The following is a 20,867-nucleotide window of genomic DNA, read 5'->3' as shown; positions in this document are numbered from 1 at the left end:
CGAAGACTCCCCGTTCTCACTCTCGTTCAAGCCCAGCGTTCGACGAAGGTGCCGACGGCCTCCAGAAAGACTTCCGTTCGAGAAGGTTTCTGTACGTACTCGTTCGCACCGGCCTGTAGCGCCCCTTCGCGATCGTTCGGATTGGCCGATGTGGAAAAGACGACCACCGAGACCTCCTCGCGCATGCCCAGGTTCCGCAAGTGCCTCAATACTTCGAGGCCGTTGCCATCGGGCAGGTTCATGTCGAGCACGATCAGCGACAAGTCGGCGTCGCCTAGCGTTCGGACGGCGTCGTGAAAGGTGACACAGCGCCGAACCTCGGCGTCAGGTCGCACGCGACGCGTCGCCAACAAGGCCATCTCGAAGTCGATGTCGGAGTCCTCGACAAAGCAAATCATCGGTTTCGCGTGAGCCATCAGTCGCTCGCTTCCAGCGTGAACCGAAAGGTCGACCCGATCCCGGGGGTCGAATCGACCCAGATCTCGCCACCATGACGATGCACGATTTTCTTGACGATCGCCAGGCCAGCACCGGTGCCGTCGCCGTATGATTCCGATTGGAGCAGCCGCCGAAAGATCTCGAACGCGCGCGGGATCTGATCCGCGGTCATCCCGACGCCGTTGTCCTCCACGTCGACGACGATGGGTGGATCGCCCATCCTTGTTCGGCGTCCCGCGTCGCGACGTGTGCGGACGACGATCGACTTCACCGGACGCTGATTGTATTTCGCCGCGTTGCTCAGCAAGTTGGCGAGCAACTCACGTAAGCAAGCATAGTCGGCTTTCAGGGGACCGGCGTCGTCCTCGACAGTGATGGAGACGTCCTCCGGCGCGCCGTCGTTCCAGGCCATCGCAATGGCATCCCGCACGACCGCTCGCAGCTCCAACTCCTCGCGTTCGAGTTCACCCCGACCGGCTCGCGAGAGGCGTAGCAGTCCCTGAACGAGATCGTCCATGCGGTCGCATAGAACGCCGATCGCCTCGCGGCGTTTGGCGATGCCCGGCGGTTGCTCGGGCAAGCCCTTCAGCTCTTCCGCGAGCATGTAAAGATTGTGATTCAGCCCCCGCAACGGTTCGCGCAAATCGTGCGAGGCGGCGTAGGCGAACGAGTCGAGGTCGTCGTTTAAACGCCGTAGTTCGGCATTCATCGCGGCCAACTGCGCGGCTCGGCGTCCGAGCAGCTCGATCATGCCGCCCCGAATGTCGTCCGCGATGTCCAAGTCGGCCGCCGACCATTCGCGCGCCCGATCCTTGACGGTCTCGCTCCACTCGTCGAAGGACCGCCTGGGCGAGAGTCGAACGCCGTTGCCTTGCACTTCCGCCGGCTTGTTCGGGTTTCCCGCCCAATGGACTTCGTGAATATACTCGTTGCGGAAAAAGAGCAGGCCATACAGGTCGGGCGTCGCCAGCGGAACGGCCAACACGCCGCGCGACGGACCGAGCCGACTCTGTTCGTAGCCACATTCGTTGACCAGGGACTGGCACGTCCAGATCGCATCTCGACCGAGCAGTTGCGTGGTTGCAAGTTCGGCGACCAACGAGGAGTCAGGCGTGTCGCCCGAAGACGTGGGACCACCGCGCCAACAGACGGCGACTCCGTCCGCGTCGACGAGTTCGCGAAGGGAGTCACTCGATTCGGCGAGCGACTCGGCGAAGTGATCCGCGGCGGCAAGACGTCGCATCAGCAGCGCGTGACGGGCCCTGCGTTCGGAAACGATCTCGTTGTGGCGATCGCGTTCGCGGGCGGTCAGGTAGGTGCCGACGGTGATCCCAAGGATCTCGCACGCGGCGCGGTCCTCGAAGGAGAGGCTCCTCGGTTCGTAGTGGTGACACGCGATCAGCCCCCACAGCTTGCCATTGTCGATGATGCTGATCGACATCGAGGCGCGGACGCCCATGTTTCGCAAGTATTCGATGTGAATGGGGGAGACCGCGCGAAAGCAACTGTAACTGAGGTCGAGCGGTCGATGATCGACCGACGCGTCGCGAACGATGTCCGCGGGCGTGGCCTCGATATCCGCGATGGAACGCACGGTGTTGAGCAGATAGAGACGCCGCGCGGGTTGTGGGATGTCGGTCGCCGGGTAGTGCAATCCCAGGAAACGGCCGAAGCGCTCGTCCACCGCCTCGCCGACGACCGCCCCATGCCCATCTTCCAGAAAGCGATAGACCATCACGCGATCGTAACCACTCAGCTCGCGGACTTCGCGGGCAATCGTCTGATACAACTCGTCGGGCGTTCGGCAGGCTTGCAGTCGCTGGTTGGCGAGGTTGAGTCGCAACGGCAAACTTCTCAATAGGCGGGCGTTCGCCCCCTCCTGGCTCGGTCGCTCGAGTTCGATCAGGATTTGACCATCGTGATGGTGCGCCGCGGCGGAGGTGAAGGTCGCCGCATTTGAAGCGGCGGTTGGCGGAGGATACGCGATGTGGTGGACGATGCCACCGGAGAACTTGAGGAGGTCGCGCAGCTCGTCAACGAACTCGTTGGAGAAGCTGGCTTCCGGAGGCTCGCCGAATTTCGGTACGCGACCGATCCATTGGGGAGCGTTCTTACTATAGCCCGTTAGGTACTGTTCCTCGGACGAATAAACCAGCAGGCAGCCGTGTGGCTGAATCGCGCCGGGAATGTGAATGGGCTCTCGATCACAGTTGTTCAGATCGACGTGATACGAAGTGTCGTCCGGTTGACTCATGTGCTAGCTCCCACCATGGCCGCATCGACCGGCATGTTCGACCGGCGGATCGAACGCAAAGTTCGCCTGGCGGATCGAACGCAAAGTTCGCCTGGCGGATCGAACGCAAAAGTTCGCCTGGCGGATCGAACGCAAAGTTCGCCGGGCGGATCGAACGCAAAAGTTCGCCGGGCGGATCGAATGGCGACGGCGGCATCTCCAATCGCCGCCAAAGAGCGTGTTTCGAGGATCGTCGCTGGAAGAAGGTCATCGCACTTGTGGCGTGAGCAACTGGCCGCTCGACGATCGTGGCGTTCTTGAGAGCGATTGCGGCAACTTGCTATTCTCCCTCTTGCGATCCTTTTTGTATCCGGCAAGAAGAAAAAGTAGAGAAGCGACCTCACGAATTCCCTTCGCCCATGGGGAAGAGAGGAGTGTGGTTGACGCCGTCAGGTCGCGAGGCAGTCTGACGAGCAACATGTTCCAGCTTGATGGTTGCGTCGGTGCGGGCCCAACCCCTTGGCGCCAAATGGACCAGGGCACTAGTGCAGGGAGCCTTCCACGGAATTGCGGCCGGACATCTTCGCGCGGTAGAGGGCACTGTCGGCGGTGCGCAGAAAGTCCTTGGCGTCCCCCTCGGGGGAGATGGCGGGGGCCGCGACGCCGATGCTGACGGAGACGTGGGGGCCAACGGGCGAGTCGGGATGGGGAATCCTTCGGTCAAGGACCCGCTGGCGGAACGTCTCGGCGAGTTGAACGCCTTGCTCGTAGGGCGTGTTGGGCAGGAGAAGGGCGAACTCCTCGCCACCGTAGCGGGCGGCCAGGTCGGTTGTCCGTTTTGCCGTCGCCCGTAGTTCCTCCGCCACGGCCTGGAGGCATTGATCCCCCGCCAAGTGCCCGGCGGAGTCGTTCAAACGCTTGAAGTAGTCGATATCGCACATGACGACCGAGATCGGCATCAGTGTACGGCCCGCCAACCTCCAATCGTGGTCAAGCCGTTGGTCCAGGAGGCGGCGATTGGCCAGCCCGGTCAAGCCATCGGTCTGAGCGAGGTTCTCGAGGCGAAGATTGAGGGCTCGCATATCTTCGTGCAAGTCGACGAGCCGCTCGGCAACCCGGATCCGGGCGACTAGCTCCGGGTGATTGATCGGTTTGGAGATGAAGTCGTCCGCCCCCGCGTCCATGCCATGGAGGAACGATTCGGCCCCCTCGTTTGCGGTGATCATGATGATGTAGATATGTCGGAACTCCTCGGAGGACCGAATCCGCCGACAGAGCTCCAGTCCGTCCAGTCCCGGCATCATCCAGTCGGTCAACACGATCCCGCACTTCTCGCGCTCGATCAACTCGAGCGCGTCGTCCCCGTTGTCCGTCTCGAAGACTTCGTGACCACGCTGCTTGAGCACGACCCCTATGAGGACGCGAAACAGCGCGTCGTCATCGGCAATAAGTGCTTTCATGGTCTTCCTGGTAGCAAGAGAGTTCCTTTTCAAACTGACGATAAGCCACGTTCAGTGACTCGTAGGCGGTTTGTAGCTCGTCGAGTTCTCCCGCTTTCGCCGACCGTTCGATCTGACGGGCGAGGTTGGAGAGAGATGTCGCGCCAAGGTTGGAGCTCGACCCTTTCAGTCGGTGGGCCAACTTGCCGACCTCGTCGACGTTGCCCGCGTCGGCCGCCGTCTTCAGTTCGTCGATCGTCGCCGAGCCACTTTCGCGAAAGACGCTGAGAATCTTGGTGAAGGCCGCGTCGGCTTGAACCATGTTTCGCAGCGAGTCGAGCGTGGTGCGATCGAGAACGGGAATCTCCGGGTCGTTGTCGGAGCCGTTCTCGGGAGGGGCGCCAATATCGGTTGGCGAAGGGGGGCCCGTCGGGGGCTCGTCGGAGTCGATCGAAATCGGCAGCGACGCGACACACCACTTCGACAGCATACGGTGAAAGGACTCGAGTTTGACCGGTTTGGAGAGGTAGTCGTCCATTCCGGCCTCGAGGCAGTGTTCTCGCTCGCCTTTGAGGGCGCGGGCGGTCATCGCGATGATCGTCGGACGTTCATCGGGACGATCATCGTAGAGTTGGCGAATCGCTCGCGTCGCGTCAAACCCGTCCATCACGGGCATTTCGCAATCCATGAAGACGACGTCGAAGTGACCGTCGCGCACTGCGTCGACAGCCTCCTGACCATTGGAGGCCAATGCGACCTCACATCCCAGACTCTCGAGGGCGTACTGGGCGATCGTTTGATTCACGGTCACATCATCAGTGACCAGGGCGCGAGCGTTGAATTGATCCTTGAAGAAGGCTTCCGACTCTTCCTCTCTTGCTGGCGAGGTGGCGGGAGCAAGGGGCGATGGACTTCCGAACGCCCTGACACGAGTGACGGCTTCGAAGAGCTTGGAGATCGTGACCGGCTTGACCAGCCAGGCCGAGAAGCCGAGCTCCTGATACTCGACATTGCCGCCGTGGGTGCCGATCGAGGTGAGCATGATCAGCGTGAGCCCTTGAAGACTCGGCGAGGTACGGATCAACTGGGCAAGCATGATCCCGTCGACGTCCGGCATGTCGTGGTCGAGAATCGCCAGGGAGAAGGGCTTGTCCTGGTTGGCGGCGGTCGTCAATGCCTCCATCGCCTCGGCGGCCGACGTCACGGCCGTGACCGCGCATCCCCAACTCCCGAGTTGTTCGGTCAGGACGCGACGATTGACCAGATTGTCGTCGACCACGAGGATCGGCACTCCCGTGATGTCGACTTTCCGCGGTTTCTCCGCGATCGGATTGCCGTGGGGGAGTTCGACCTCGAACCAGAACCGCGATCCCCGATCGACACAACTCGCCACTTCGATCGTACCGCCCATCATCTCGACCAGTCGGCGGCTGATGGCCAGCCCCAACCCCGTGCCGCCGTAGCGGCGCGTCGTGGACGTGTTGCCTTGCTCGAAGCGCTGAAAGAGTCGCGACATCGTGGCGTCCGTCATGCCGATGCCGGTGTCCTCGACCGAAAAGCGAAGCTTGGATCGGTCTGCGCCGTTTTCGAACGACTCGACGTGGAAGTAGACATGTCCCCGCTCGGTGAACTTGACCGCATTGCCGACCAGGTTGATCAGGACCTGCCTCAGCCGCATCGAGTCGCCGATGAGAAAGCGTGGGCAGTTGGGCGCGATGCCAAACACCAACTCCAAACCTTTCGAAGCTGCGCGTTGCCGCACGACGTCGGCGACCGAATCGGACAGACGCCACAAGTCGAAGGGCCCGGTGTCGAGGTTCAGTTGTCCCGCTTCGATCTTGGAGAAGTCGAGGATGTCGTTAACGAGTTCGAGCAGCGAGGTGGAACACTCCTCGACGACGCGCAAGCGATCCTTTTGCTCGGGGGTTGCCGGGTTGTCGAGCAGAATCTGAGTCATCCCGATGATGCCATTGAGGGGGGTGCGGATCTCATGGCTCATGTTGGAGAGGAAGTCACTCTTGGCGACGTTGGCGGACTCGGCGACCTCCTTGGCGGACGCCAACTCCTGGTAGGCCTCCCGCAGGTTCTTGCCCATGCGGTTGAAGGTCTCCGTCAGGAATCCCAACTCGTCGTCGGTAACGACCGGAATCCTCTCGAGCCAGCGACCCTCGGCCAACTCGGCGGATGCCGCGGCGAGCGTCGTGATCGGCTCGGACAGTTCGCGGGCACGCCAGATTGAGATCGTCAGCGCGGCCACCGCGACGAGCGCGATGGAGGCCAACGCCAGGACGAACGCGATGCGGCTGACCGCGACGATCGCATCAGTGTCCTTGATCATTAGATACTCTTGGTTGGTCGACATCTGTTGGAGCAACCCAGTGATCGCCCGCGCCGTCGGAACAGCCTGTTCCTTGAAAATGGACGCCGCCACGTTGCCACCGTCTCGTTCACGTTCGGCAATCGCGACCTTGGCATAGTGCCAGTAGGAGTCCATCGCCGTCGGAGTGAACGCGACCAGTTCAGCGAGGTCGCCCTCGGAGGTCGCTTGGGGGGAGAAAACCCGTGAGGCCTGCTCTCGCGCGAGGGAGAACATGCGGACGGCTTCCTGTCGATCGGACGGCAGTCCTCGTTCGATGTACGAGAGCAGTTCTTGGTGAGCGGCCGCGAACTGAGACTGCAAGCTTGCCAGGTCCGTCAGCCGCCGTTGCCGCTTGCGGCTCGGGGGAAGCTGGCTTTCCAGTTCCACGGTGGAGGAGATTGCCGCCGTGATCGCGTTGCAGATCGGTAGCAAATCGACATCGAAGATCAGGCGCGCCGGCTCGTTTCCCGGTTCGTGCACCATATCCTCGATCCACCACTGCAGCTCTTGCAGATCCTCCATCCGGGATTGAATCTGGGCGAGTCGCTCGCGATTGAGGGGGTTGGTCCAAGTCGGGCTCAACGTTTCCATCCGCCGTATCGCGGGGAGAATCTCGGTGTTCCACGCCTCATGTCGTTCGAACCGATGAGTCGGGTCGGCGACAATCATCCAAGCTCGTAGCGCCGCCAGGGAGCGGTTGAGTCCCGCCAGCGCCCGTGTCGAAAGCTGGGCGGTCGGGGCGCGGTTCGTCGCGACCACCACCGCGTAGTCCCGAAGCCCGTTCATCACCGGCAGCAGCACCACCAGTGACGCCAACCCGATCGACGCCACGAGCAGATGCGAGCGTATCAGCCGGCCTCGAATTGTGGTCCGAGTTCGGGTCCCGTCGCCGGTTCGACGAGCGGATTCCGACGCGAGCAGGGTCCTACTGGGAGTTGTCATGGTGGAGCCATTGGGGGTGTTGTTGAACGAGTTTCTCGAGCTCGACCAGTTGTTTTTCCAGCAGTCCCACCCGCTGGAAGACATGCGAGGGAAGTTTCTGACCCGGATAGACGACGCGCCTCGGCGGATGTGAATCAGGCAACCGTCGATGGAGATCAGCCAATTCCGCCACCAGAATCGAAGCGATGTCGTAGACGTCACTCGGCGTCGCCCGGTCGATCGCCTCCTCGTCGACGTCGAGCGTCATCGTTTGCACCCCGGAGGCCTCGGAAATGATTCGGATTCGACCAAAGCACTCGATCAACCGTCGATAGACATTGGCCGGTCGCTTTCTGCTCTCGAATTCGGGGGGAGCGAGAACACGCTGGGCACCGGGGAACTCCGCCAACAAGCGGGCGGCGTAGCTGATGCCTGTCGTCACGTTCTCGTAGACGTCGTTCGGTGAGAACCGCCGGTCCAAGAGCAAATTGAGCTGTCGGTTCGCCTGGACGATTTCCTGGCTAAGTTGGTCGTAGTCCGCGGCGGTCCTGGGCGCGGATGGGGGAAGGGTCGCGTCGGGATCGATTCGCTGGAGGACCCGGTCGACTCGCCGCTGGGCTTGGTCAATTACCTCGAGGACATCGGCCGCGGTGATCTCCCCTTCGGGAGTGTCGAGTTCGGCGCCGTGTTCATGGGTTCGTTCGGCGCTTAGGCGATCGGCCTTACGGAAGAGCGTTCGGGCGAGGAAGTAGACCTCGCGCGGAGCCGCTCCCCTCAAACGCAGCTTGCCCTGCGTGTTCACGGGGCGGCCCATGAGCTCTCGAAGTAGCTCGAGCGATTGGTTCAAGTGACTGACAGCGACCGCGAGATCGGCGGGAGTTGTCGCATCGACTCTCTTCCGGGCGTCGTCGGGAGCGGAGCGAGTCGCCGCCGTTTCGGCGACTGGCCCGTCCTGAGCGACCGCGAATGTGGTGAAGGAGCCCACCAAGAAAGTCAGCCCGCTCCACCAACAGCAGATTGACCGGTGATGTGATGATCCCATTGATGCCCATCGCGTAAGGTGTTTCCCGAGTCAATGATCCTCAAATCTACTGGACGAGCATGTTGTAGTGACAAGCATAGGTGGTTCAGTCGTAGTACGACGTACCTCTCTGGCGACGTCGGTTGCACAACCATAGTACTCCTACTGGAATGGGCAAGAGAACGTGTTCAATTTCGTCCATCTTTTCCGAAAGATGGAGGGCTGGAGAAGGCTGGATGCAGCATGGGGGGCGCCGAGTGACCTAATCCATTAAGGGTGGAATGGTGTCTGGCTGGGTAGGACAGGCGGCGACACCGGACCGATGCCTGGAGTCGCGACGATCTGCCGAGCGCTTGAGTCTGATTTCGCGAAGGTCACTCTTTGCGCTTGCGAAGGCTCGGGGGCGTGAGACGGATCCCGTGGACTTGGGACATGAACAGGCCGATGCCGATCAGCACGAAGCAGACGATCGGCAGCCAGTCGCCGAGCGAAACATAGAGAGACGACCGGTTATCGAGCGGAACCGTGGTCACCAGCGTTCCTTGCACGCCCTTGTTCAGCTTGGTGCCATCGGCGGCGTCGGTGCCTTCGAGGAGCTGGACAATCTGACCGTTGCCGTCGACGAGGCCCGAATAGCCAGTGTTGGAGGCCCGGACCATGGGCGTTCGGCATTCGACGCAGCGGAAGAGCCCCGCGGCGAGGTGCTGATCGGCCTCCTCCGAGGCGTGGAACCAGCCGTCGTTGGATTGGTTGACGAAGAAGTCGATCGGTTTCTCGGAGGTCTGTCGAGCGGCGAAATTGCGGGCGATGTCGGGGATCGTGTCCTCGAAACAGATGAGCGACGCGATGTTCAGGCCATCGTCGTGGATGGTCTGATAGTCCTTGGCCGGGTCGAGTCCGAACTCGAGCGTCGGCTCGTAAGGCATCAGGATCGCGAGGAAGGGAAGGGTCTCCTCGAGCGGCAGGTACTCGCCGAAGGGGACGAGGTGGAGCTTGTCGTAGTGGCCGACTTCCCCCTTCTTGGGTGCGAAGAGGACCGAAGAATTGTAGCGATACGAGGTCTTCGGCTCGTAGACGTGGCGAATGCCGCCGATGAGCAAGGGACGTCCAAGTTCGTCGGTCATCCGATCGAGTTCGCGGCGGTTGTTCATCATGCTGTAGCGAACGAGTTCGCCGTAGCTGGCTTGGGCTTGGACTTGCTTGTCGTCCGGGGGAAAGAGGTGGCCGCGACGGGCAATCCTCGACTGGTCGAGTTGGAGGTCGTCGAGGCTTTCGTCGATATCGCCGAAGGAATAGGGGTAGCTCGTCTCCGGCCAGATCACGACGTCGGCGTCGCTTTGCGATAGCGGCCGAGTCACCTCGATCGCGTGCATCAACGTCCGCTCCCAGTCAGTATCCTTGAGGCTTTGCGGGAGGTTGGTTTGAACCAGCCCGACGCGAGGGCCTTCGCGAAAGTTCGCCCGTGCGAGGCGATCGGACCCGTAAATCAGTGTCGCCACCAGGAGCAGGATGGCGTAGCTGACCTCCCAGCCGTAGCTTTGCCAACGCCTGGTCGAGGGACGAAGATAGGCCATCACCGAGGCGATGATCGCGGCATTGACCGTCGCGACGACGAAGCTGACGGCATAGACGCCACCGAGATCGGCGATCTGAATCACCGGGAGCCAGGTGTGCACCGAGTGAGCCAAGAGGAGCCATCCGAAACCGGTGAAGGCGTGCATCCGGACGTACTCCAACGCCACCCACGCGATCGGCAGTGCCAGCACGAGGGAGAATTTCGCCCCGCGATAGAGGAGCCGAGCGACGAAAAGCGAGACGGGGACATATAACGAGAGAGCGGTCGCGAGGAGCAACCATCCGAGCCACGCGGAATCGTCACAGTAGCGAAGCCACTGGACGCCGGGTAGGAAGAAGACCAGCCCGCAAAACCAGGCTCCGAGATAGACCAGCCGGCGATCGGCGTTGGCGACGATCAGCCAGCCGAAGGGAACCAGGGCGATCCAGGTCAGCACCGGCCACCAAAAGCTTCCCCAAAGAAGCACGCCCCCGAGACTGGGGATTCCCAGCAGCCAAGGCCACGACGGCGACAGGACCCGGTCGACCAAGGGCGTCGCGGTCGACGAACTCTCCGTGGATGGCCGTGGTCGACTTGGGGGAGTCGCCACCGTGCCCGATTCGCTCATCTGGTTCCTCGTCGTGTGACTTCCGTCCGCCAACGTGGGGTAGATGAGCTCCACACGGGGCGTCACGTTCCTGGTACGGTTCGATTCGAGCGTCTACGACGCGATGGGCGGGCGATTGGGGAGTCTAGGTAGACCCGCGCGAGCCCGTCGGCGACGATTGCGACGCGACCGACAAACCGAGCCGAGACGTTGGGCTAGATACTTGCCCTTTCAGCACTGTAACCACCTGCGCGAGATGCGCAAAGACCGACCTACTCTCGATCGAGTGAAAGGAAGAACCGATGAAGGCGATAGTCTACGATGGCCCGAACCAAATGCACTTGGAGGACCTTCCCGAGTCGAGCCCCCAGACGGGTGAAGTGAAGCTGCGCGTCGCCGCTTGTGGAATCTGTGGCAGCGATGTCCATGGCTACACCGGCGAGTCGGGACGACGTACGCCCGGGCAAGTCATGGGGCACGAGTTCGCGGGTGAAGTCGTTGACTGTGGCGAGGGCGTCAGCGACTGGAAGCCCGGCGATCGCGTCGCGGCCTTCAACATCATCGGGTGCGGAGCCTGTCCCTTTTGCGCGGCGGGCCAGGTCCAGTGCTGCCCCGACCGCAAAGTGCTCGGCGTCAATACGGGCAAGGTGGGGGCTTTCGCGGAATACATCTCGGTGCCTGCGGAGAACCTCGCGGTCCTCAACGACGAGATTCCCTACGCCGAGGCGCTGCTCAACGAGCCGCTCGCGGTCTCCTATCACGCCCTCGCGAACGTGCCCGAGTCGGCCAAGACCCTCGCGATCGTCGGTGGAGGGACGATTGGCCAGTCGCTCGCGATGGTCGCCAAGGTCATGGGCAAGTGGGATGTCTACCTGATGGAACCGCTCGAGGAGAAGCGAGCCCTCGCCGAGCGCCAGGGTGCGAAGGCGATTCCGTCGAACGTGGAGACGCTCCGGGCCCATCTCAAGGAGGACCATGGCTCCGACGCGGCGCTCGGGGCCGACGCGGTGATCGAGGCGGTCGGGATCGAGAAGACGGTGCTGACGGCGCTCGACGCGGCACGGCCGGGCGGAACCGTCGTGTTGCTCGGCAACCTCGCGAAGGAAGTGACGCTGCCGCTGCAACACATCTCCAGCAACGAGAAGCACTTGGTCGGAACCTACGGCTTCAACGCCCAGGACTTCCGACAAATCGTCACCTGGATCAACGAGGGGCGATTCGATCTGACGCCCATGATCACCGGGACATGCACGCTGGAAGAGACGCCGCGAGTCTTCGAGGATCTCGCCGCCGGCCGTCGCCAAGCCGTCAAGATCGTCGTCGAGCCATAGGGGGAGTGGGAGTGGCAAGAGACGGGTGAGGGAGATTTTGGCCCGGGAAGCTGGGGGTGATTCGCGAAGAGGAACCCCCTCACCCCAAACCCCTCTCCCACGGGGAGAGGGGAACAAGCGGCTGCCTCTCCCACGGGGAGAGGGGAACAAGCGGCTGCCTCTCCCACAGGGAGAGGGGAGCGCTAGAGCCTGATACTTTCGCCTCGACGTCGTCCTACTCAACTCCTTCCGTGAGCAGCGCACCTCCCTCTTCGCGAAGGGCGTCGAGCAGACCTTCGAGGTGGTCACGCTCGGTGAGGGGATTGATGAGAGTGACGCGAAGAACGGCATTCCCCTCAAGCCGCGTCGCGGTGATGTAGAAACGCGACGATTCGAGCAGCCGTCGCCGTAGGCCTTGCTGGAACCGTGAGAGCTCCTCGTCGCTCGCCGCCGCGAGTTGCTCGGGCACGTGGCGAAAGCAAACGATGTTGCCGTCGGGCTTGTGCATCAGTTGAAAGTCGGGTTTCTCCTCGAGCAATTTCGCGAGGGTCGCCCCCAACGCGAACGTCACGTCGACCAGGTCTTCGAAGAGTTCCGGCCCGTAGATCGACCAAAGCCCCCACAGAGGAAGGGCCATCGCGGATTTCGTGCACTCGAGCGTTCGGACCGCCCCGTCGTACTCCGCCATCCCGGGATTGTCGGCATCGAAGAGGTAGGGGGCGTCCTGCTGAAAGGTCTCGTAGCTGACGGCGGCGTCGCGATAGAGGACGAAGGTACACAGAGCCGGGACGAAGAGCATCTTGTGGGCATCCCACACGACCGAGTCGGCCCGATCGATGCCCTCGACGAGATGCCGGTGCCGTTGGGAGAAGAGGACACTCGCCCCGTGACAGGCGTCGACGTGAAACCAGATGCCGCGCTCCTGGGCGACGTCGGCGAGTTCCTTGAGCGGATCGAAAGCGCCAATCGGGGTCGCACATGCCGAGGCAACCAGCGCGAAGACCTCGAGTCCCGAATTGTCCGCTTCGTCGAGCACCCGGCGGACGCTATCGGCCCGGAGCCGTCGCTCGGCATCGACCGGGGCCTTGAGGACCTGGGAGGTTCCGATCCCCATCACGCCGGCGGCGCGAGCGACGGAGTAGTGGCTGTCGCCACTGGTGATGATCGCCGGGCGTGTCGGTCCCGCCGAGTCGACGCCGTTGGTCCAAGACTCCTTGTCGTGGCGATGGCGCGCGGTGAGGAGGGCGCTTAAGTTGGCGAGTGAGCCGCCGTGCGTGCAGATGCCCGCGAAGCCACCCCGGTTCCATCCGACCAATTCGCCGAGCTTCTCGATCATCACCCGTTCGACCGCGGTGGTGAAGGGGCCCATCTCGTAGACCGCCATCGCTTGATTGGTCAGCGATCCGATCGCGGCGAAGAGCCCCGTGACCGGAACGGGGGGTGGAACCTGATGACCCATGTAGTGAGGGGAGTGGATCCGGTGCCCGTGATCCAGGATCGTCTCGGCGAGGCGGTGGAAGGAGGTCGCGGTATCGTCGGGTTCGACGATGGGGGGCGGCTCGCGATCGATCCAGGAGCGCGCGACGTCGATAAGTGCCTCCGGTTCCGCCCAGGGCAGGGCGGGTGCGGGCCGGGGCCGCATGAGACGAAGATAGCGCGCCGATCGCTGGGCGAAGACGGTCGCGGCCTGTTCGAAAGCGTCGGGATCGTAGGCCCGCTCAAGGCGTTTCTTCGCTTCGGTGAGGCTGTCCGTTGCCATCGCGATCGACTCCTTGAGGTTCCGTCGGGCCCCCGCGCCAAGGAAGTTTTCCTCGGCGCCGTTTCATGAAGTACACTAGAGCAACCGTATGACGTATAAGGACTTGCGTAGACCGGTACGTTCCCCTCGGTGCTTTTCAGTCAGGGTGTATTGGGTCAATCGGTGAAAGCCGCGCAAGCCATGCGGACGAGGTCATCATGGATCAATTTGTCAGGACAGTTTTCGGCTATTTGAACGGCCCGATGGGGATCGTTTTTCTGGGAGTGATGCTCGTCGTTTCCGTGATTCTGGTACGGGGCGACAAGGTCTACCGTTGATCTCGATGCCACTTCCCAAGCGGTGATCGACCGCGACTCGGCTCGGTGAGTCGAGCGAGCCCGCTAACTTCCCCACTTCGGATCGGATTCCCGACGCCGATTCTCCTCAATCCGCGATGGAATAGCGAACGATGCAGTAGAGAGCGTCGAACGCGTCGCGAAGTCCGATCTTCTTGCCCTCGGAGTAGTCGCGTCCGTGGTAGGAGATCGGCATTTCGTAGACCCGGCAGCGGCGCCGGGCGATCTTCGCGGTCAGTTCCGGTTCGACGCCGAAACGGTTCTGGCGGATCTTGATGTCGTCGAGCACGCCCCGGCGGAAGACCTTGTAGCAGGTCTCCATGTCGGTCAGGTTCAAGTTGGTGAAGATGTTCGACAACAGCGTCAGGATGCCGTTGGCGACCCGGTGCCAGAAGAGATGGATGCGCGTGACGTCGCCGATGAACCGCGATCCGTAGACTACGTCGGCCCGACCATCGACGATCGGCTGAATCAGTCGCGGATACTCGTTGGGATCGTACTCCAGATCGGCGTCCTGAACGATCACCACGTCGCCGCTGGCCATGCCGAACGCCGTTCGCAAGCCCGCTCCCTTACCCTGGTTCTTGGAGTGGAAAGCGAGCTTGATGTCGGGTTGTCCTTCCATCTCCTTGAGAATGTCGGTCGTCCCGTCGGTGCTGCAATCATCGACGAGGATGATTTCCTTGGGAATCGGTACCGCGCGGACCCGGCGGATGATCTCGTGAATCGTGTGCCGCTCGTTGAAGACCGGCATCGCGACCGAGAGCAGAAAGTCGGCCGGCAGGGGGTAGACGCCGAGTTGTCGCAGCGCCGCTTCCCCGAGAACCCTCTTGAGTTGGTGGTAGTGAGGTTCATCCTCCACCGACATCCCGGTCGCCCATCGGTGCGTCACGGACTCGGAGGGTTTCTGGGGTTGGTCGTCGGTTGGGGCTTCCGTTGCCTGTTCGTCGCTCACCGTATCCCTTTGGCCATGGGTGAAGAGGACGGCTCGCTCGTCCGCCCGTGATGTTCCGTTGGAATCACTCGCCGAGACTTGTCTTGTGTACGCCTCGCGTCCCGGCACGACACGGGTCGCTCGCGGGGACGGTTTTCGGCCCCGTGGAGTGTAAGCGAACGCCGAGAATACCGCCAGCGCGGCTTGGACGCGAGACGAACTTGGCTCACCGGTTCACCAGCGCCGAGCGGAGCCGCTGGAGGTCCTCGGCGTTGGTGTAGAAGTGGGGGCTCGCGCGAAGCCGCCCCGCCCGCGTCGAGATGATCACGTCCTGGCGGCGACAGCGTTTGACCACCGCACGCGCATCCTCGTCCGGCCACTGAAAGCAGACGATTCCCGACCATTCCCCCTCGCGGCGCGAGCTGACGATGGTCGCCCCCTCGGCTTCCAGCATCGTCACGAGATCATCGGTGTTGCGTTTGACGAGACTGTTGATCGTCTCGATGCCGACCTCTTCAAAGAGCGTCAAACTCGCTCCCAGCGCGACGGTTCCGCCGACGTTCAACGTTCCGTTCTCGAACCGAGCGGCGTCGTCGCGTAGCCGGAAGTCGATCGTCGAGTAGTTCAGGAAGTCGACGACGCTCTTCCAGCCGATGCTCACGGGGCGGATCTTGGGGATGTTGTCCTTGGCGATCGCGAAGATCGCGGCCCCCTCGGGCGAGACCAGCCACTTGTGACCGTCGGCGGTCAGGTAGTCGATCCCCAACTCGCGCATATCGATGTCGAAGACGCCGAGCCCCTGGATCGCGTCGACACAGAAATCGATCCCCCGATCGCGGCAAAGACGGCCCAGGGCCGCCAAATCGCTGCGAAAACCGGTCGCGAATTGGATGAAACTGATCGAAAGGAGCCGGGTTCGCTCGTCGATCGCCGCCTCGATCTCTTCGAAGGGGATTCGTGCATCGCGCTCGGGAACGGTCTTCACCGCGACGCCTCGGGATTGCAAGTGCATCCACGGATAGACGTTGGCAGGGTATTCGCCCTGGGCGATGACGACGTTGTCGCCTTTCTTCCACGGGAAGCCCTCGGCGACGAAGCCGATGCCCTCGGACGTGTTCTTGAGGATCGCGATCTCTTCTTTCTCGGCGTGGAGCAATCGGGCGGCGCGGGCCCGCATCTCTTCAATCTCGACCCACCAGTCGCCCTCGTGAAGATCGCCATGCTCGGCCATGTCGTTGGCCCAAGCGTGGACCCGCTCAAGAGCACGCTTGGACAGCGGAGCGACGGCGGCGTGGTTGAAATAAGCCATTTTCTTCGTCACGGGGAACTCGTCGCGGTAGTGGTCGCTCATCGGTTGCTCTCCGAAGGTGGTGATGTTACCGGTTCCCTCACGCACGATGTTGAGGAACGCGAGCTAGCCCCGATAGAGTTCGTGGGCCCGGATGTAGGAGTCGACCGGGGCGGGGACGAGGTAGCGAATCGAGCGGCCGGCGGCGCAGCGCTCGCGAATCTCCGTCGAGGAGATCCCGATCGCTGGCATTTCGATGAGGTTGCTCGCTGTCCAATCGAGCTGATCGGGGCTGAAGAGGCCCTCGAGCGAGCTGAAATCGATCCGCGTCGTGTCGGGACGCCGAGCCGCGGCAATTCGGGCAAGCCGAACGATCTGCTCGGGACGATGCCACGTCGGGAGGTTCATCACCATGTCGGCTCCCAGAATCAGCACCAACTCGTGCTTGGGAAAATCCTCAGTGAGCGCTTCGAGCGTGTCGGCGGTGTAGCTCGGACCGCCTCGTTTCATCTCTATGTCCGAGACTTCGAAGTTCGGATTGCCAGCCACGGCGAGTTGCACCAGTTCGAGCCGCTGATCGGCCGCTGAGAGATGCTCATCCTGCTTGTGAGGCGGAATCGACGCGGGCACGAAGAGAAGCCGATCGAGGGACAACGACTCGACGGCGCGTTCGCCCAGAATCAAATGCCCGAGGTGGATGGGATCGAAAGAACCGCCGAGTATCCCCAAACGCTGCCGCAATGCTCGAACTCCCTCGAAGAGGCTTCATCTCAACCGTCAATCGCCGGCTCGTTCCCAGTGGTCGCCGCTGGGGAGCCGAATGTTTGGCTCATTATCGTCGCTCGAGGCGGAATGTCCGCGAGAGCTTGCTTTTGTAGAGCGAGAAGGGGAGTCAACGGTTCGGAACCGTCGGCGAGGGGGGAATGATCAACGAACCACCACTTCCGCGTCAAGACCTGATGTTCGGGTGCCACTGGCTGCTTTACAGCCAGTGAGAACGAGTTACGTCACTGGCAACCCGACGTTTGACAGTGCCCTACGCTTGGCCAACCTTCTGACGAAAGCGGGCTTCGAGTCGTCCGATGACCGGCTCGGGAACGAATCCGCGAAGATCGCCGCCGAGAGCCGCGATTTGGCGAATGAGCGTGCTGGAGAGGTGGCCGTATTCCTTGTCGGCCATGAGGAAGACGGTCTCGATTTCCTCGTCGAGGGTGCTGTTGGTGAGGGTCATGGTGAACTCGTACTCGATGTCCGAAAGGGCGCGGATGCCTCTTAGGAGGACGCGAGCACCTTCCTCGCGGACGAAGCGGACGGCCAAGCCGCTGAAGCCGCGCACGTCGACATTGGGAAGCTCCTCGACGAGCTCCTCGATCATCGTGACGCGTTCCTCTTGGGAGAAGACGCTCCGTTTCTCGGGATTTTCGCCAACGCCGATGACCAAACGGTCGAAAAGACGGGAAGCCCGCCGAACAATGTTCTGGTGGCCCAAGTGGTATGGGTCGAACGATCCAGTATAGACGGCAATCCGTGCCCCACGATTCATCGGATCATCCCTCCCAAGGCCCCCCGAACTCCCCGCTCGACGCAGTCGCGATTGTAACGCTGTCGGGTCGGCATGGCAACGAAGGATCATTGTCGGGAGGAAACCCCAATTCCCTGTCGTTCAGGGATTTGCGCCGGAAACGACTTTGGCGGAGATAGAGGCGGTTTCACCGCGGGTGAGCGGGGCGCTTTGCGTTGACGAACGGGCTTTGATCGGATACGCTTTTGATAGCGGAACAGCTCCCACCGATTGAACGATCGACCGCCAACCCGATGTGCTATCGTGAGGCCGGGGATGACATCCTTCGGCTCCCTCCGAAAGACGATCCAGGATTCATCGACCATGTTCCGAACGATCCCGCACCATCCTACCCTTTTGCTCGCCTTTGGCGTGGCGCTGCTCGCCATGGCCGCTGGCGCTGCCGCCGCCAAGGATTCCCGCGAAGACTTCTTCGAGAAGCACGTTCGACCGGTGCTGCTCAATCACTGCATCGACTGCCACGGACCCGATACCCAAGAGTCCGACATCCGCCTCGATGCGCGGAAGTTCCTCATCCAGGACTCCGAGGCGAAGTCGCTCGTGGTCCCGGGCAAGCCCGAGAAGAGCAAGCTGATGGACGTCGTGGCCCATACGGGCAATATCACGATGCCTCCGGAGGAAAAACTCGGCGAGACCGAGATCGCCGCGATTTCGACCTGGATCAAGGACGGCGCGGTTTGGCCCGCGAGGGAGGAAGTCGCGGGCGCCAAGACCATGGGCGAGCGTCTGGGCGATGCTCGCTCGGATCATTGGGCCTTTCAGCCCGTTGTCCGCCCGAAACTACCCAAGGTCAGTAACCCTTCGTGGATCAAGACGCCGGTCGACGCTTTCATCTTGAGCAAGCTCGACGAGCAAAAGATCACCCCCTCGGCGCCGGCCGATCGGCGAACCCTGCTGCGGCGGGTGACCCTCGGATTGACTGGGCTGCCCCCGACGAAGGAGCAATCCGACGCGTTCGTCGCGGACGCCTCGCCGGATGCCTACGAAAAGGTGATTGAGCGGCTGCTCGCGTCGCCCCACTACGGCGAGCGTTGGGGACGCTACTGGCTCGACGTTGCCCGCTACGCCGACACGATGGGCTACCAGGCCGGCGGGAAGAACACGACCTTTCCCCACGCCTACACCTATCGCGACTACGTCATCGACTCGCTCAACAACGATCTGCCCTACGATCAGTTCCTCATCGAACAGCTGGCGGCCGACATGTTGCCCGAGCGCGAGGACAAGAGCCATCTGGCCGCGCTTGGATTCTTGACCGTCGGCAATCGCTTCCTCAACAACCAACGCGAGATCGTCAACGATCAGATCGACTTGGTCGGTCGGGGGATGCTTGGGCTGACGGTGGCGTGTGCCCGATGCCACGACCACAAGTACGACGCGATTCCGACCGAGGACTACTACTCGCTTTACGGCGTCTTCGCGAGCGTGACCGAACCAAAGGAATTGCCCGTCATCGGCCAACCGAAGCGGGAAGAGGATTATCAGGAATACCTCAAGGAGCGGGCGAAGCGGCAACAGGTCGTGACCGACTACGTCGACAAGAACTTCGCCGAGATCGCCGAGGATCTGCGCAATCAAGTCGGCGACTACTTGCTCATTGAGCGGACGAGCCGCCGCAACGGGCCCTACGCGGGCAAAAAGCTTCTGCTGACGCTCAAGAAGGAACAGGTTCGCCGCACCGCGGAGCGGCTCTGGAAGAGCTACCTCGATCGAAGGGAGGTTCGCGACAACTCGCTCTTCGGTATCTGGCGCGAATTGTCGGCGGTGCCGCCGGAAGAGTTCGAGCAGAAGGCGCAGCAAATCATCCAGCGCCGTGTCAAGCAGAAGAAACCGATCAATCCTCTTCTGAGGGAATGGCTCGTCGAGGCGAAGCCAGCGTCGATCGTCGATGTGGCTCGCATCTACCACAACCTCTTCGCGATGGTTCGCAAGGAGGCGCTGAGCCAGTCCGATGCGAACAAGCCCCTCGCCAACGCCGACGCGGAAGAATTCCGGCGTGTCCTGTACGGCGCCGCCTCCCTGTTGACCCTTTCGCCGGAAGATCGACGAAACAACTTGGATCGCAAACACCGCACGCGGCTACTGCAACTCGAGGGGAAAGTGAAAGCCCTCGACAACGAGTCCGAAGGCGCTCCGCCGCGAGCGATGGTCGTGTTGGAGAAGACCAATCCCGTCAATCCCTACGTCTTCGTGCGAGGCAATCCGGGCCGGCGTGGGCCAGCGGTCCCGCGGCGCTTTCTCCAGGTGCTCGAACCGTCGGAACGCTCCTTCCAGAACGGAAGTGGTCGGCTCGAACTCGCCGAGGCGATCGCGAGTTCCGAGAATCCGCTGACGGCGCGGGTACTGGTCAATCGGATCTGGATGCAGCACTTCGGCAAAGCGATCGTGCGGACCCCCGACGATTTCGGGATTCGCGGCGACGAGCCGACGCACCCGGAACTACTCGACTACCTCGCATCGAGTTTCATGGACCAGGGCTGGTCGCTCAAGAACCTCCACCGGACGATCGTGCTCTCAAACGCCTACCGTCAGAGCAGCGACGTCCGTCCTGATGTCGCGAAGCGCGATCCCCAGAACGTCTACTGCTGGCGGATGAACCCCCAACGGCTCGACTTCGAGCCCCTGCGCGATTCGATGCTCGCGGTTAGTGGTGGCTTGGAGCGGGAAGTGGGAGGGCGCTCGGTCGGTTCGGTGCAGAGTCCGCAAGAGCGGCGCCGCACGATGTACAGCTTCGTCGACCGCCTCTTCTACCCGACGATCCTGCGGACCTTCGACGTCTCGGCTCCCGATCAGTCGATCGTGAAACGTCACCAAACGACGGTGCCGCAACAGGCGCTCTTTCTCATGAACTCGCCTTTCGTCATCGAGCAGGCCTCGCGAATGACGCGTCACCCGAGGATGCGAAGCGCCGAGGGCGACCAGGCAAAGGTGCAAGTTCTCTTCGGCCTCGCGTATGCTCGCGACGCCAGCCCCGAGGAAATCGCGTCGGCACTCTCCTATTTGAAGACCGTCAAGCACGGAGACCCGTGGAATCAGCTCGCTCAAGCCCTGCTGATCTCCAACGAGTTCTCCTTCGTCGATTAAGA

Annotated in this window: 13 protein-coding genes; 2 read left to right on the top strand and 11 right to left on the bottom strand. The window is 62.1% G+C overall.

Annotation, left to right across the window (positions count from 1 at the left end; translation table 11 throughout):
• Window positions 1-26: 26 nt before the first annotated feature.
• The 6 genes from Pan216_RS17350 to lnt form a co-directional block, all read right to left on the bottom strand.
• On the bottom strand, window positions 27-416 hold the full coding sequence (locus tag Pan216_RS17350) for a response regulator (RefSeq protein ID WP_145259764.1): 390 nt from the start codon (window positions 414-416) through the stop codon (window positions 27-29).
• Complete coding sequence (locus Pan216_RS17345; RefSeq protein ID WP_145259762.1) at window positions 416-2,692, bottom strand: ATP-binding protein; 2,277 nt, start codon at window positions 2,690-2,692, stop codon at window positions 416-418. Before Pan216_RS17345 ends, Pan216_RS17350 begins: the two co-directional genes overlap by 1 nt.
• Before the next feature lie 521 nt (window positions 2,693-3,213).
• A complete protein-coding gene (locus Pan216_RS17340) occupies window positions 3,214-4,131 on the bottom strand; it encodes a diguanylate cyclase (RefSeq protein WP_145259760.1) in 918 nt (305 codons plus the stop codon).
• Window positions 4,109-7,285, bottom strand: a complete 3,177-nt coding sequence (locus tag Pan216_RS17335) for a hybrid sensor histidine kinase/response regulator (RefSeq protein ID WP_419192655.1) — start codon at window positions 7,283-7,285, stop codon at window positions 4,109-4,111. The genes Pan216_RS17340 and Pan216_RS17335 overlap by 23 nt, the downstream gene beginning before the upstream one ends.
• Before the next feature lie 109 nt (window positions 7,286-7,394).
• Entirely contained in the window at window positions 7,395-8,378 is a 984-nt protein-coding gene (locus tag Pan216_RS17330; RefSeq protein ID WP_145259756.1) for a hypothetical protein, read from the bottom strand.
• Window positions 8,379-8,785: 407 nt separating this feature from the next.
• The gene (lnt, locus tag Pan216_RS17325) at window positions 8,786-10,594 is read right to left on the bottom strand and encodes an apolipoprotein N-acyltransferase (protein ID WP_145259755.1); all 1,809 of its coding nucleotides are present in this window, start codon (window positions 10,592-10,594) and stop codon (window positions 8,786-8,788) included.
• Window positions 10,595-10,875: 281 nt separating this feature from the next.
• Here lnt and Pan216_RS17320 point away from each other — a divergent pair, with 281 nt between their 5' ends.
• On the top strand, window positions 10,876-11,904 hold the full coding sequence (locus Pan216_RS17320; protein ID WP_145259753.1) for a zinc-dependent alcohol dehydrogenase: 1,029 nt from the start codon (window positions 10,876-10,878) through the stop codon (window positions 11,902-11,904).
• Between the two features lie 214 nt (window positions 11,905-12,118).
• Here Pan216_RS17320 and Pan216_RS17315 read toward each other — a convergent pair whose 3' ends face one another.
• From Pan216_RS17315 to coaD, 5 genes are all read right to left on the bottom strand, one after another.
• Window positions 12,119-13,642, bottom strand: coding sequence for a pyridoxal phosphate-dependent decarboxylase family protein (locus Pan216_RS17315; protein WP_145259751.1), 1,524 nt, complete (start codon window positions 13,640-13,642; stop codon window positions 12,119-12,121).
• A gap of 423 nt (window positions 13,643-14,065) precedes the next feature.
• Complete coding sequence (locus Pan216_RS17310; protein WP_145264075.1) at window positions 14,066-14,845, bottom strand: glycosyltransferase family 2 protein; 780 nt, start codon at window positions 14,843-14,845, stop codon at window positions 14,066-14,068.
• Window positions 14,846-15,137: 292 nt separating this feature from the next.
• Window positions 15,138-16,262, bottom strand: coding sequence for an aminotransferase class V-fold PLP-dependent enzyme (locus Pan216_RS17305; protein ID WP_145259748.1), 1,125 nt, complete (start codon window positions 16,260-16,262; stop codon window positions 15,138-15,140).
• Between the two features lie 63 nt (window positions 16,263-16,325).
• Window positions 16,326-16,940, bottom strand: a complete 615-nt coding sequence (gene nadD, locus Pan216_RS17300) for a nicotinate-nucleotide adenylyltransferase (RefSeq protein ID WP_145259746.1) — start codon at window positions 16,938-16,940, stop codon at window positions 16,326-16,328.
• Window positions 16,941-17,235: 295 nt separating this feature from the next.
• Window positions 17,236-17,742, bottom strand: a complete 507-nt coding sequence (gene coaD, locus Pan216_RS17295; RefSeq protein WP_145259744.1) for a pantetheine-phosphate adenylyltransferase — start codon at window positions 17,740-17,742, stop codon at window positions 17,236-17,238.
• A gap of 342 nt (window positions 17,743-18,084) precedes the next feature.
• On the opposite strand from coaD, the gene Pan216_RS17290 reads away from it, so the two are divergent.
• Window positions 18,085-20,865: a PSD1 and planctomycete cytochrome C domain-containing protein gene (locus tag Pan216_RS17290; protein WP_419192654.1), complete on the top strand. Its 2,781-nt coding sequence runs from the start codon at window positions 18,085-18,087 to the stop codon at window positions 20,863-20,865.
• The last annotated feature ends 2 nt before the right edge of the window (window positions 20,866-20,867 follow it).

This window comes from Kolteria novifilia (assembly GCA_007748055.1).
Lineage (GTDB): Bacteria > Planctomycetota > Planctomycetia > Kolteriales > Kolteriaceae > Kolteria > Kolteria novifilia.
Note: the sequence above shows the minus strand (reverse complement) of the source record. Positions and strands in the feature narration are given on the sequence as shown.